A 13,000-nucleotide genomic window follows, 5' to 3' on the forward strand; every position below is an offset into this window, starting at 1 on the left:
GTACCAATCATGCTTAAGTGTTTTATAACAAATCCACGAGGAAGCTGATAACAATTAGGGCAAATGAATTAATCCAGAAAAGTAGGCTTAGTCGTACTGTGCCCTATATTCAGAAGGGGTCAAATTCGTCATGGCCTTAAATGCAACATTAAATGAAGAAAGATTGTTGAATCCGACATCTAAGGCAACACTGATTATTTTAGTTTTTTTACCTCGTGTCTTCAACAAGGATTTAGCTTCTTCTATCCGATAGTCGTTAACATAACTGGCAAAATTCTGGTCAGCATATTTGTTTATGATTTCCGACACATTGCGTGAAGATATACCAATAGCTTCTGCAACAGATGTTACGGTTAATCCCGGATTTAGATATAATTGCCTTTCCTTCATTACATCTTCAATTTTTTCAAAATATGCTTTTGCCTTTTCTGGAGTTAGTGAAGAAGTGCTATACTTTGGCGTCAAACTAAGATTAAAGGTTTTTTTTGAGTTTATTCCCAGATATGCCAACAAGACTATAAAAAAGGAATAGGCCACAGGACCTGCTGAGTATATTGGGAGAATGCCGACAAAGATAAATGTGTAGGTCATCCAGATTAATCCCAAGGTAAAAATCAGTCGAACATACCACAGCTTCAACTCTTTCTGTACATGATTCATTTTCTTTAGATACAAGTAAATACTCAATCCAAGATAGGTGTAAGACTGAAACAGAATAAAGATGTAACTAGCTTTCCAAAAAACACTATCATCTGAGTTTGGAATCACTTGTCCAAATAAGACATACGATAGCGAGGGTATGAAATGCAACAAATAGGACCTTTTAAAAGACTGGTTTTGATATAGCAAATGATAGCCATATAAATACAAAAGTGGGCCAACAGCTAAATTTGCTGCTAGTCCTAAATTTTTTACGAATAGAGGTAACTCAACAAAATTGTAAAGAACGGATTTCGTGATGCGAAGCGCGAAAACAATCAAAAGTAAACCCAGAATACGGTTTGACAGCTTTTTATTTCTCAAAAAGAGTATTCCAAAAAAAAAGCTCAATCCCAAACCAAAACCACTAATGATTGATACAAGTATTGCGTCTAGCATGTTAAATATGGTTATATATAGCTGAATAACAATTGATTCACCCTTATTTCAAATGTAAAAAGATAATGTAGAAAAGAGAAGTTATGTATTACTTATTCAGTAGTAGGATTTTTAAGATATCGGGCAGCATGGCAGCGAGTACTGTTTAAGTAACTATATGTTCTTTGTTTTTCAGTACGAATCAAAAGAGGTCGGAATTCGGTTTGTCTCACTTTCCCCGTCCCAACCCCAGGAAAGTATCCACCATCGGTTATCTTTAAAATGGAGTTGCAAGCTGTTAATGCCCCTACGGATAATCGGCCCGTTTTTATCATGTCGAACTTGATAAGTACTCCATACTTGGGCAATGTTTCCAAAAATTCTAACTTCACGATTGATTTCTTCTTCAAAAAATCCAGATTCCCTAATGTTTCCCATTTCGCTATAAAACTCATTTAAGGTCAAAACTTTTCTTGATGGTTTCCCCTTGATTGAAGTGTTCTTGAAAATTATGGCATTCGGAGCATATAAGCTTTTCATTTTTTCCAGTTGGCGAGAGGTTCCTGCTTCACCTGAAATACCGTTGTATGCTATGGTTATTATTCCAGAAAGTGTTGCAACATCTTCCAAAGGAAAATACACTTCATTTTTATCTTGTTGAGCCATCGTAATTATACTTGAAAACAATACGAATGCTGATGTTAAATAACTTCTCATTTTATTGGGTTTTGGAAATGTACTACCTTCTTAAGTCCTGTGTTCTATAGTGATTTTCTAAGGGTTGGCTTTCAAAAAATCAAATATGGTTTTGAAAATCAATTGAAATTGTTCCTCGCTAAAACCGAGATGAGTACCTCCCTCCAGGATCAACAATTGGTTTTTAGCACCTACGGTTTCAAGTTTTTCATGAAGCAATAGAGCTTGGTCGTATGGGGTCAACGTATCTAGGTCTCCTTGAATGGTCAGGATGGGAGGGGCATTTTCAGTAACATAATTGATCGGGGAATATTTTTTTGAGATTTCAGGTATTTTTTCTTTGTCTTGTACCCAGTTCAACACAAAATTTTGATTGGGAAGTTGGGAACTCAAATAGGCTTCTATTTTTTGGATATCTGTAATACCATACCAATTAACAATTGCCTGAATCCTGATTTTATCACCTACATAGGCAGGATGGCTTTCCGGGACGCTATTGACCAAACCAGCAAGCATTGCCAAATGACCACCGGACGAAGCCCCTGAAACAACAATCTTATTGGTATCCAATCTATATTCTTCAGCATTTTCGCTAATCCATTTCATAACTGAAAGAACATCTTCCGCGGCATCTGGCGCTGTTCCTAAACCTCGTCTATGTTCAACATTGACCACATTCCATCCTCGCTCTAAAAAATGGAAAAAGAACCATGCGTCGGTTTCCTTATTGCCAAATCGCCAACCACCACCATGAATCCATACCAAGGTTGGCTTTTTGTTTTTACTTCGCGCAAACCAGTTGGGTTCCCCTATGTGGCTCCCATAGGTATAAATGTCAACACGCTGGGCTGGGTCATCACCATAAGACACATCCATTTCCATATTGTAGTTGTGCGCCCAAAATTTAGTGGACTTCACCTCATTTTGCACTGAAGAAATAACCTGTTCATCGTTTTTTAAATGCTTGCAGGCAGTTTGCGTTAAACCCAAGGTGGTTAAAAGGATGATAATTCTGACTTTCATACATACTTTTTTGCTTAGCACAAAGGAAAAAGTATAACGGATATTAGTGATTGTCAATATGGATTATAAATGGTCATTTCGCATTAATAGACCTAAAATCATTTGGAGTAAGTCCGGTTTGTTTTTTAAAAAATCGAACAAAATTTGAATTATCAGAAAACCCCAGCTCATAAGCGATTTCAGAAATGTTTTTGTCTGAGTACAACAAATCCCGTTTGATTTCTGTTAGTAATCGCTCTCGGATAATCACCGAGGTTGATTTTCCTGATGTTTTGTTTATGGCCTTATTAAGTTGGCTACGACTGACTTTGAGCAAATTAGAATAGTCTTCAACCCTTTGGGTATTCCTTATGTTTTCCTCCAAGGATTTTCTAAATCGTAAGGAAATGTTATCCTGATAAAGCTCCGATGATAGATTATAGGATTTGATATACTTTCGATTGATGCTTATTAGCATGTTATACAACAGTGACCGTAGGTAATGGTGACTGTCGTCCTGAAGATTATCCAATTCCCTGCCAATTCTCCTACAACTTTCGACATGTTCAGATAAAAAACCTTCACTACAGCGTAGAACCGCTGGTTGGCTCACTTGGAAGAACTGAAATCGATGTACAAAAAGATCATCATTAAAAAATGTCTCCGTAAACTCATTCTCGAATATTAACAGATATCCAGAGAAATCAGGTGTAAGGGCAACCCATTCCCTTACTTGGTTAGCGCGTAAAAATATAAAGCATCCTCTGTCAAGGCTAAGAGATTCATTGTCAATGGAGATTTTGGCCTGTCCGCTATTTTGAATGAAAATGCCATGAAAATCATAGCAGAATGGGTATCCCGTAATTACCTTCCGGCCGGTTTCCGAAAAGAACACGCAGTCCATAAGAAGCTCTCTGTTATACTTTTTTCGGTCAAAACCGTGTTTCTTTACTTCCAATTTTATAGCTGAATATGAGAATTAGAATGAAAATAAAATTAGGAATTAGAATCTAGATGTGCTCAATTATCAAGCTTCTTGGCACAAGGTTTTCTAATAAGCCACAGTATCAAGATTAGTTATGCTTAAAGCTTTACATGGAAAAACAGTTTGAAGATTGGGATGGAAAATTTGTGGATAACACATCTTTGAATGTTTAACAGCCCCTTGAAAACGTTTGTGGCAACAAAATGAATTATTGCTTAGCAATTCTATATATGATGCACATAAGCGTTAACTTTATGTTCTATCCAAAAGAGACTTATTAATTTGAAAAATAGTGCTATGAAGTGCCTGAAGACAATCATAACCTTTTTACTGCTTTTTCTGGCAACAATGCTTTTGAATGCCCAAGGGGAGCTTAAATCAGTAGACGGTTATTCTCCGCAAATCGGTTTGATGGTCTATATGATGGAGGACTTGAAAGACAGAATTACCCAACAAGTTAAAGACTTGGACCAAACGCAAACAGATTTCTTGTATGATAAAGATGCCAACAGCATCGGGTCATTGATAATGCATTTAGTGTCTACGGAATCGTATTACCAGATAGCGACATTGGAAGGTCGGGAATGGACAGAAGCTGAATTGAAACGGTTTGGTGTGGCAGGCGAACTTAATGAAAAAGTAAAAAGCATACTTAAAGGTGAGCCGATACAATACTATTTGAATCTGTGGGATGAAGTTCGTACAAAAACACTGGAAGGACTTAAAACCAAAGATGACAAATGGTTCACTTCAAATATAGAGGAGGGTTTGAACTACCATTATATTTGGTATCATGTGATGGAACATTCGGCCAACCATATGGGGCAAATAGCAACCATTAAGAACAGATTGCCTTGATAAAATTGCCATATCAGGATGTTCTCTAGTCTTTTAAGTGAGTAGGGTAGAGAGGTAGCCTACTAAATCGATACCTAAACCTAATCAATGTTTAAAAAAATTCAATTTTCGCGTTGTAAGTGCCATTCATTGGCAATCATATGATTACTTATCCAAAACTTCAATATGATGTTTCAACCAAGGAATAAGATGGTTCAGAAAAATGCAGATTGAAAAATGTAACAAACACTGTTTCTTGCACTCCAATACATTAAATCAGTCAAAATTATGAAAACCACCATCTTTAAACCTATACTATTAGTAGTAGTATTCATCACCTTATCAAACAGTATTTTAGCTCAATAAAAACTCACTTCAGCACAATGGCAATCCGATTTGGATTACCTGCAGGAACAAGTTCATATGGAGTATCCGTTTTTGTTTAAAAAAATCTCTAAAGAGGCTTGGGACAAACAGGTTTCTGAGCTGCGGGTCAAAATTCCAACCTTAGCTGAACATGAAATCAGAGTCGGGTTAACCCGAATGGTATCCGCCTTTGGTTATGGTCACACCCAAATTCCGTTTAGTACATTGGCCAAAGATGCCGTGCTTCCAGCGAACCTGTATCATTTTAAGGATGGTATCTACATTGAGGGAGTACAAAAAGAACATTCCAAAGCTTTAGGTGCCAAAGTATTGGCCGTGAATGGCGTGCCAGTTGAAGAAGCTTTGGCTAAGATCAGACCGGTTGTCCCTGCAGAAAACGACCAGTACTTTAAAGGTTATGGCCTACGCTTTCTAACTGTCCCAGCCGTATTGCACGCTCAGGGCCTTACAAAGACGCTACAACAAGAGGTAAGTTTGAGCTTAGAAAAAAATGGCGAACGCTTTACCCATAGCTTTTCGGCCATTCCCTTGGCGGATATGTCTAGAGATTACCTATATACCATTGCCAATGACAACTGGCTGAGTGTACGTGAGGCAGGTGAAACCCCTTTCTACCTAAAATACCTCAATGACAAGTATTTTTATTTTGAGTTGATGGAAGGTACGAAGACCCTCTACGTGCGCCAAAGCTCGGTATTCGATCACCCAGAAGAGACCTTAAAAGATTTTTATGCTCGCCTGTTTGATTTTATAGATACGCAAGGTGTAGAAAAACTCATCTATGACGTGCGTTTGAATGGGGGAGGCAACAACTACAACAATATTCACTTCATCAAGGGCATTATGGCCCGGCCAAAACTCAACAAACGGGGAAACTTCTTTTATATTATTGGCCGTAATACCTTCTCCGCTTGTCAAAACCTGACCAACGATGTGGAGACTTATACGGAGGCCATTATAGTTGGGGAACCTACTTCCGAGAACAAGAACTTTTACGGGGACACCAAATTAGTGCAGTTACCTAACTCAGGGATAAAGACCTACCTTTCCTTTGCATGGTGGCAGGACAAACCTCAATGGGAGAACGCGGATGCCACTACACCTAATTTTTATGCAGAGTCCACTTTTGATGAATACCGTAGCAATCAAGATCCCGTTTTAGCACTTATTGAAACCATAGATCCTACTGATGTAGTGGACCCTATGGCATATTTTAGGCAACTTTTTGCAGAAGGGAAGCTGGAACAACTCAAAACAGATGCTGGGCGTATTATTCAAGATTCCAAGTATCAACATATCAACTTCGAACAAGAATTTAGTCAAGTAGGTCAGATGTTATTGGACCAGCAACAATATCAGCCCGCAGCTTTTGTCTTTGGAACGTTTGTGGAAAGTTTTCCGAAAAATGCCAGTTTTTGGGAAGGCCTAGGCACTGCTTTAAAAGCTTTGGGACAAATCGAGCAAGCAGAGGAAGCTTTTGCAAAAGCCAAATCCTTAAAATAAATAAAGTCTACAAACAGTATTTATAGAATTGGCGGGAACTGTATCCACAGTTCCCGTTTTATTTGCTAGTTGTTAAACTTCGGCATTATCGGGCCACACTTTTCTTCTTACATACCCAAAATTAGGTTCAAACAATCCATTACACTAACAATGGTATAAAATTTGGGGTTTTATGGTGAATACCAAAGCAAGTTGAATGGGTGAGATTTTCAAAAAAAGATTATTGCTAGCCATTTTAATGTGTAGTCTATTCCCATTGAATGCTCAGAAAAAAACTTTCCTAGAAGGGTATATAATTGAAAAGAGTGGTGATACCATTCAAGGACTTATCAAGGACCGTTCGCAAGAACCCTTTGTTTCACTTTATAACAAAGTACGATTTAAAAAAATTGACCATTCTAGGACGAGAAAGTATGGTCCTAGTGATATTCTGGGATACGGCTATCATGGACAAAATTTTGCGTCCGTACCCTTTAGGGAAGAAAGTACGTTTTTCAAATTCAGATATTATAGCGATATAGCTACTCCTAAGACTTTTTTAAGGGTGATACAACGAAGTAAAAAACTTGTTTATTACGAACAACTTGTTGAAGATGATGACAGTTCCTATCTGGATGCAGTTCCATTCTTTCATAGACCAAACTCCAATGAAATGGTGCGGGTCACTCAAGGTATTTTTGGATTACGTAGGAAACAGCTTAAAGCGTATTTTTCAGATTGTCCATCCTTACTAGAAGAGATTACCAACCCAGAGACATCAATCAAAACCGTTCCTGAGCTATACGAATTTTGTATTGCCCATTGCTTTAAATAAACAAGTGTAATCTATTGAAACAATATTGTTCCATTGTTTGAGTCTGCTATGCGCAGTCATCAATCAGTAGTTCATAACACAAAAACAGACCACCCACCGAGGTACAGTCCCGGATGAATGAATTCTTAACGTTTCCGGTTACGATGGGTGTGCTGATTTTCTTCTGAGGATAAAGCAGAAATTCTTGAATTGAACTCTTCTTTATCTCAGCTAATCAGACACTACTTAATTCATAAGGTCACATATTTCTTCAAAAAAATTCAATTCTATCAATTTTGCTGTTTAATCCCGGTTTGAGTTAGTAAAGTTCTATGCCCATTTCTTTAATTCTTACCGAGGTTATACGTATTCAATCCTTTCGCTGTTAAATAATCATGCAATTCTTTAGCCTCGCCTACCTTGGCGTGATGAAGTAAACTGAATCCGTGTGGACCTTTTGAGAAAATTAGTTTTGGATAGGTCTCTAGTACAGGTTTTACAAGTTCAGTCTTTCCTAACATGGTCAGCACAAATAAATTCAATCTAGCACCCTGCTCAATAAGAAAATTAGCAATTTCCTTTTTGCCAAGATGCCCAGCTCCCTCAATCGCTTGTTCATAATCTCCTTTGCCCCAATCATAACTAGTGTGAATCAGATAGGGATGCTCTTCTAGCATTTCCTTAACGGTTTGAAGGCTTCGGTGGCCGGCAACAACAAAGTCTTTTACCAATTGGATATCCAACGGTTTCGGTAATTGCTGTTCCTGTGAGTAGGTTGTGAAAGGAAGCAAAGCACCGAGTATAATACCCCCAGTGGTTTTTTGCATAAATGTTTTTCTATCCATTGTTTTTATGTTTTTCAGTTGTAAAATGTACTATCGTTTCCAAAGCTTTCCCTTTACCACCTTTTCCATGAGCAAGTCCCTATAATTCTTACTTACTGGAATTGTTTTATCGGTTAGCCGTATCTCGTGATTCTCTATGGAGTTAATTTTGTCCAAGGAAACGATGAATGATTTATGTACTCTAACAAAACCTTCGGCATCTAGGTTTGTTTCAAGTTGTTTTAGAGTCAGAAGTGTGGTATACTTTTCCCTTGAAGTAAAGATGGTAACATAGTTTTGTAATCCCTGGATATACTCAATGTCCGAAAAGTAAATTTTTTCATATTTACCATTACTTCTAATAAAAAAGTGATTTTCAGAATGACTGGTTTCAACAGCCTTCATTTGCTTTTCCAAATCCAACACCTTATTGACGGCTTGGACAAAGCGCTCGAAAGTTATGGGTTTTAAAAGATAATCTGTAACGTTAAGATTGAAACCTTCCACAGCATAATTAGGATATGCAGTGGTTATTACTATATATGGTAGGTTTTTCTTAATCTTGATGAAATCAAGACCGCTCATTTTAGGCATTTGAATATCAAGGAAGATTAAATCGATGGAATGTTGTTCCAAGACAGTCATTAGTTCGATGGGGTTTTCGCAAGTTCCAACAAGCTGTAGAGTATCCAGCTCACGAACATAACTTGCCAGGCCTTCAGAGGCAAGAGGTTCATCATCTACTATGACTACTTTAATCATATCGTTTTCTTCTTCATGGCGTGATAAATTCTATTTTCGTTAAAACCGGAACCTACACTTTTTAGTTCTAGACTAAGACTAACCGAAAATGTTGACTTTTTATCTTGGAACTCGAGATAATGAATTGAGGGATAAATAAGGTTAAGTCTACGCTTAACATTTTCTAGGCCTATTCCACCTGCCGTGAAAGTCCCATTGTCAGTTGTTGCTGGTTTGCTATTGATGATATTAAACTTTAAAGTGTTTGTGTCTTCAATACTTAAGTATATTTCAATCCAATTAAGCGTGTTCTTTTCATTGGAAACGTGCTTGAAGGCATTCTCTACAAACGTCAAGAGAATGAATGGAGCAATCAAATAAGCCTCTTTTTCCTCATAATTTTGATTGAAGATTACCCTCAAACTACTTTTTTTTCGAAGTTGTTCCAGCGCAATGAAGTTTTCCAAATAATTGATTTCCTTGGAGAGGGGAATAAAATCCACATTGCTTTCATAAAGTTGATACCGCAATAGCTCAGAGAATTTAGCAAGGGATTTAGAGGCTTTATCAGGCTGTTTTTTGATAAGGAAAAAAATAGAATTAATAGTGTTGAACAAAAAATGGGGGTTCAGTTGATGCCTTAGAAATTGAAGCTCAGTCTGTAATCTTTCCTTTTCCAGTAATTCCTGCCTTCTTTGATTTTGAATGTTGTTTTTGGCAAGCTTAATGCTAAGGCCCAAAAGCATTGTACCAGCACTTGAAGGGAGGGCCTGGGTTGTAAAGAAATTGGTCAAACTCCTATCTCCCGAAAAATAATTATAGTAATCAATGGGCATTCCAATAATCTCAGAACTAAGAAAGTAGCTTCCTACTAAAACCATGCTTACTAGAAGTACCCAGAGAACAAAGTGGATAGCAAACTTATAGGGTTGTTTCTTGTATAAATACCTGGGCAACAAAAAGTAAAGGCAAAACCAAACGGCTAAGGTATGTATGATGACAATAAAAATGTACTGTACCCCTTTGGGAGAGAAGAATAAGGTCTCGGTGGCGGTACTTACACTATCGTATACTGCTATGGCCCAAAAATAGAATAGAAATCCCCAAAAGAAGATATGATATAACTTGTACCTGATAAACCACCACGATTCTTGATCCGTTAAGATGTTCCTGTCCATAATTGAATAATAAAAAAATATACCCTAAAACAGCAAGTATTTTTTATCAAACCATCAAAATAGTTGACTTTATCCTAAGTTTTATGGATTTACAACTCTAATAAAGTTCAAATAACCTTTTTGTACTAAAACCAAATGTTTGTTGGGTTTCATAAACTTTTTAATAGGTCTGGTCAAACTCATTTAAATGTACTCAAGTTATTGTATTCCTTAGTGCTAAATATATCTGAAATGAGTAGAGATATTATAGGAGGCAAGAGTAATTCCACGTCAATGACGTTAATGGATTTTGCTATCAAAATTTGCTTCATTGTTATGGCTATCGGTCAATTTTTGTTTGCATTTTACGTGTTGGTATTTTATGGGAAATCATCAATTAACGGTCATTTTGAAAAATGGGGCAAGGTAATGCCAACGGGGTTGATAGATGGTGACCTGTTGGGAAACCTAATGCTCGGAATACACCTATTATTCGCCTTTGTAATTACTGTTGGGGGACCTCTACAGTTGATGCCAATTGTACGGAATAATTTTAGGGCTTTTCACAGAATATCAGGTCGTTTATACATTGTCACAGCTTTCATAGCAAGTATTACTGGACTCTACATGATAATCACCCGCCATACTTTGGGTGAGATTCCTTTGAAACTGGCAAATGCTCTAAATGCGATACTCATTATGTGGTTCGCCTATCTTGCGATAAAAACAGCTAGAGAACGCAACTTTAAGGCACATCAAAAATGGGCTATAAGACTCTTCATAGTGGTGAGTGGTGTATGGTTCATTAGAATATGGTACGGTTTCTGTCGCTTCATTTTTGAAGGAAAAATACCAGGAAGTGCACCAAATTTGGAAGGCATCACCAACATTCTAATTGGTTTTGGGAGTTATCTTCTACCGCTTTTATTGATTGAGCTGTTTTTTTTGTCAAAAAACAGAAGCAGTAGGTCACTTTCTTTCACCATCTCCATTTCTATTCTTCTATTAGCTATTGTAATTGCTATTGGAACTTATAGTTTTGGACATATTTGGTTAAAACGTTTATATATTTGAATGTAACCCGATTCATGTCATTGCAAAGAATACAAGTAAATACCAATTCCAGCGTACAAGCGGTCTTTGATAATTATCCAGAGACAGTGTGTGATAAGATGGATAATCTTAGAAGATTAATCATTGAAACTGCTAACGAAACTGAGGAGGTTTCAATGCTTGAGGAAACTTTAAAGTGGGGAGAACCCAGTTATTTGACCAAAACGGGAAGTACCATCAGAATAGATTGGAAACCAAAAAGTCCTGACCAGTATGCGATGTATTTTCAATGTACCAGTAGATTGGTTCCCACCTTCAAAATAGTATTTAAAAATGTATTTAGGTTTGAAGGCAAAAGAGCCATTATATTTCCAATGAAAGATGAATTGCCTATCGAAGAGCTAAAATCTTGTATTAAAACTGCACTGACGTATCATAAGGTAAAGCAGTTTCCAATGCTTGGTCTATGATGGGAATTTTAAATGGTAAACTAAAGCCTACAATTCCTTAAAACTATATTTCATTGCCAATAGCTGAAAATTCAGTTTACTGATTCAAATTCAGTAATAATTTGGAAAGTAAACATATAGATTCATCTAGCTGAAGTCAATTAAACTGAACTGTTGATATAGGTGATAGGACAAAACCAAAATTAAAGTCCGGGAAATACTTTCTTAAAAAATAAGAACCAAGAGCATTGATATTTAAACATTCATTATTCTATAATTCATACCTTTTGGACATATTTCCTTAGATTATGAAAACCAAAAATCTTAAAAGAAAAGGTCTAACCTCATCATCGAAAAAAGCCATCAAGTCTATAAATACTGGACTATTGGTTCTTCTAGTATTGACTGCAACATACAATTTGAATGCACAGCATTTCAACATTCATAACCCGTTAACTCTACCTGACAAAAGCCCACAATCAATAATTAAACAACGTATCGGATATACTGACGTTACAATCAGTTATCATAGTCCTGGTACAAAAGGAAGGGAAATATGGGGGAAACTTGTTCCTTATGGAAAGGTTTGGCGAGCTGGAGCCAATGAAAATACGGTCATCACAATAACTGACAAAGTACAAATTGGCGGTCAAGAATTGGAGGCAGGCAGTTATGGACTCCATCTATTACCCGAAGCTGATGAATGGACATTTATTTTTTCCGATAACCACACTTCTTGGGGGAGTTATTTTTATAACAAGGAGGAGGATGCCCTTAGGATAACAGTACCTGTCAAGTCCACAGGAGAACATAGGGAATGGATGAGCTTTGATTTTAACAAACGGGAACGGGATTCTTTTTCGATAGTACTAGGCTGGGCCGATAAGCAAGCGGAACTTGAGTTTACTTTGGATATTGACAACATAGCCTTGGAACATATTCGTGAACAATTGCGTTCGGATGCCTACTGGGAGTGGTTTAGTTGGTGTCAAGCAGCTGATTACTGTGCGGAATATGGTATCAATACAGAAGAAGCGTTGCAATGGATTGAACAATCGATTAAAATGCAGGAGAATTTCTCCAATTGGGATGTTAAGGCAAAATTATTGAAACAATTCGGAGATGAGGCCGGTGCAGAGCTAGCCATTCAACGAGCCATAGAAGTTGGTAGTGCCATTTATCTTGAGAGATATGGTCGAAGGCTTATGAGGGAAGAAAAATTTGATAGGGCAGAATATGTTTTCGGTGAGGCCATCAAAAAAGACAAAGCCTATTGGCGGGCACATTTTAATAGGGGAAATGCCCTTATAGCTTTAAAAAATAGCAAACAGGCCAAATCGGCATTTGAAAAGGCACTTGAACTTGCCCCACAAGATAGAAAGGAACAGGTTCTTTCATCAATAAAATCTATTGAATAGCCATGTATTTAGGTTAAATTAAAATGGAGCCTTTGGTCCTTCCATTTTTACATGGATATTTATGCTGTCTGATTCTTT

Annotated in this window: 13 protein-coding genes; 6 read left to right on the forward strand and 7 right to left on the reverse strand. The window is 37.1% G+C overall.

The annotated features are described in order from the left end of the window. Positions 1–87: 87 nt before the first annotated feature. The 4 genes from CLV81_RS16295 to CLV81_RS16310 all read right to left on the reverse strand — a co-directional run bounded on the left by CLV81_RS16295 (position 88) and on the right by CLV81_RS16310 (position 3,733). On the reverse strand, positions 88–1,098 hold the full coding sequence (locus CLV81_RS16295; protein ID WP_106146391.1) for a helix-turn-helix domain-containing protein: 1,011 nt from the start codon (positions 1,096–1,098) through the stop codon (positions 88–90). 171 nt (positions 1,099–1,269) lie between these two features. Continuing rightward, on the reverse strand, positions 1,270–1,794 hold the full coding sequence (locus CLV81_RS16300) for a nuclear transport factor 2 family protein (protein WP_146129921.1): 525 nt from the start codon (positions 1,792–1,794) through the stop codon (positions 1,270–1,272). A 57-nt stretch (positions 1,795–1,851) separates the two neighbouring features. Further along, positions 1,852–2,796, reverse strand: a complete 945-nt coding sequence (locus CLV81_RS16305) for an alpha/beta hydrolase (protein WP_106146395.1) — start codon at positions 2,794–2,796, stop codon at positions 1,852–1,854. Positions 2,797–2,869: 73 nt separating this feature from the next. Then, entirely contained in the window at positions 2,870–3,733 is an 864-nt protein-coding gene (locus CLV81_RS16310) for a helix-turn-helix domain-containing protein (RefSeq protein WP_146129922.1), read from the reverse strand. Between the two features lie 324 nt (positions 3,734–4,057). On the opposite strand from CLV81_RS16310, the gene CLV81_RS16315 reads away from it, so the two are divergent. The 3 genes from CLV81_RS16315 to CLV81_RS16325 all read left to right on the forward strand — a co-directional run bounded on the left by CLV81_RS16315 (position 4,058) and on the right by CLV81_RS16325 (position 7,301). Further along, positions 4,058–4,618, forward strand: a complete 561-nt coding sequence (locus CLV81_RS16315; protein WP_245912068.1) for a mycothiol transferase — start codon at positions 4,058–4,060, stop codon at positions 4,616–4,618. Between the two features lie 402 nt (positions 4,619–5,020). Further along, on the forward strand, positions 5,021–6,487 hold the full coding sequence (locus tag CLV81_RS16320) for a hypothetical protein (RefSeq protein WP_106146399.1): 1,467 nt from the start codon (positions 5,021–5,023) through the stop codon (positions 6,485–6,487). A gap of 196 nt (positions 6,488–6,683) precedes the next feature. After that, positions 6,684–7,301 carry a hypothetical protein gene (locus CLV81_RS16325; RefSeq protein WP_106146401.1) on the forward strand — a complete coding sequence of 206 codons (618 nt, stop codon included), beginning with the start codon at positions 6,684–6,686 and terminating at the stop codon, positions 7,299–7,301. A 323-nt stretch (positions 7,302–7,624) separates the two neighbouring features. Here the strand turns inward: CLV81_RS16325 and CLV81_RS16330 are convergent, their stop codons facing one another. Genes CLV81_RS16330 through CLV81_RS16340 form a run of 3 tightly spaced genes read right to left on the reverse strand, consistent with a single transcriptional unit; the run spans position 7,625 to position 10,023 of the window. Beyond that, a complete protein-coding gene (locus CLV81_RS16330; RefSeq protein WP_106146403.1) occupies positions 7,625–8,125 on the reverse strand; it encodes a hypothetical protein in 501 nt (166 codons plus the stop codon). Positions 8,126–8,155: 30 nt separating this feature from the next. After that, positions 8,156–8,866 (reverse strand): LytR/AlgR family response regulator transcription factor, encoded by a 711-nt coding sequence (locus tag CLV81_RS16335; RefSeq protein WP_106146405.1) that lies wholly within the window; start codon positions 8,864–8,866, stop codon positions 8,156–8,158. Continuing rightward, positions 8,863–10,023 (reverse strand): sensor histidine kinase, encoded by a 1,161-nt coding sequence (locus tag CLV81_RS16340; protein ID WP_106146407.1) that lies wholly within the window; start codon positions 10,021–10,023, stop codon positions 8,863–8,865. The genes CLV81_RS16335 and CLV81_RS16340 overlap by 4 nt, the downstream gene beginning before the upstream one ends. 231 nt (positions 10,024–10,254) lie before the next feature. Here CLV81_RS16340 and CLV81_RS16345 point away from each other — a divergent pair, with 231 nt between their 5' ends. From CLV81_RS16345 to CLV81_RS16355, 3 genes are all read left to right on the forward strand, one after another. Beyond that, positions 10,255–11,076, forward strand: coding sequence for a DUF2306 domain-containing protein (locus CLV81_RS16345; protein WP_158259141.1), 822 nt, complete (start codon positions 10,255–10,257; stop codon positions 11,074–11,076). A 14-nt stretch (positions 11,077–11,090) separates the two neighbouring features. Further along, positions 11,091–11,525, forward strand: coding sequence for a DUF1801 domain-containing protein (locus CLV81_RS16350; protein WP_245912070.1), 435 nt, complete (start codon positions 11,091–11,093; stop codon positions 11,523–11,525). Between the two features lie 287 nt (positions 11,526–11,812). Beyond that, positions 11,813–12,922: a DUF2911 domain-containing protein gene (locus tag CLV81_RS16355; protein WP_106146411.1), complete on the forward strand. Its 1,110-nt coding sequence runs from the start codon at positions 11,813–11,815 to the stop codon at positions 12,920–12,922. Positions 12,923–13,000 lie beyond the last annotated feature (78 nt).

This window comes from Flagellimonas meridianipacifica (genome assembly GCF_003001695.1).
Taxonomy (GTDB): domain Bacteria; phylum Bacteroidota; class Bacteroidia; order Flavobacteriales; family Flavobacteriaceae; genus Flagellimonas; species Flagellimonas meridianipacifica.

Excerpts from the sequence above, each read along its gene's own strand:
- CLV81_RS16295 (WP_106146391.1), bottom strand. The coding sequence starts at position 1,098 with ATGCTAGACGCAATACTTGTATCAATCATTAGTGGTTTTGGTTTGGGA.
- CLV81_RS16300 (WP_146129921.1), bottom strand. The coding sequence starts at position 1,794 with ATGAGAAGTTATTTAACATCAGCATTCGTATTGTTTTCAAGTATAATT.
- CLV81_RS16305 (WP_106146395.1), bottom strand. The coding sequence starts at position 2,796 with ATGAAAGTCAGAATTATCATCCTTTTAACCACCTTGGGTTTAACGCAA.
- CLV81_RS16315 (WP_245912068.1), top strand. The coding sequence starts at position 4,058 with ATGAAGTGCCTGAAGACAATCATAACCTTTTTACTGCTTTTTCTGGCA.
- CLV81_RS16320 (WP_106146399.1), top strand. The coding sequence starts at position 5,021 with ATGGAGTATCCGTTTTTGTTTAAAAAAATCTCTAAAGAGGCTTGGGAC.
- CLV81_RS16325 (WP_106146401.1), top strand. The coding sequence starts at position 6,684 with ATGGGTGAGATTTTCAAAAAAAGATTATTGCTAGCCATTTTAATGTGT.
- CLV81_RS16330 (WP_106146403.1), bottom strand. The coding sequence starts at position 8,125 with ATGGATAGAAAAACATTTATGCAAAAAACCACTGGGGGTATTATACTC.
- CLV81_RS16335 (WP_106146405.1), bottom strand. The coding sequence starts at position 8,866 with ATGATTAAAGTAGTCATAGTAGATGATGAACCTCTTGCCTCTGAAGGC.
- CLV81_RS16340 (WP_106146407.1), bottom strand. The coding sequence starts at position 10,023 with ATGGACAGGAACATCTTAACGGATCAAGAATCGTGGTGGTTTATCAGG.
- CLV81_RS16345 (WP_158259141.1), top strand. The coding sequence starts at position 10,255 with ATGAGTAGAGATATTATAGGAGGCAAGAGTAATTCCACGTCAATGACG.
- CLV81_RS16350 (WP_245912070.1), top strand. The coding sequence starts at position 11,091 with ATGTCATTGCAAAGAATACAAGTAAATACCAATTCCAGCGTACAAGCG.
- CLV81_RS16355 (WP_106146411.1), top strand. The coding sequence starts at position 11,813 with ATGAAAACCAAAAATCTTAAAAGAAAAGGTCTAACCTCATCATCGAAA.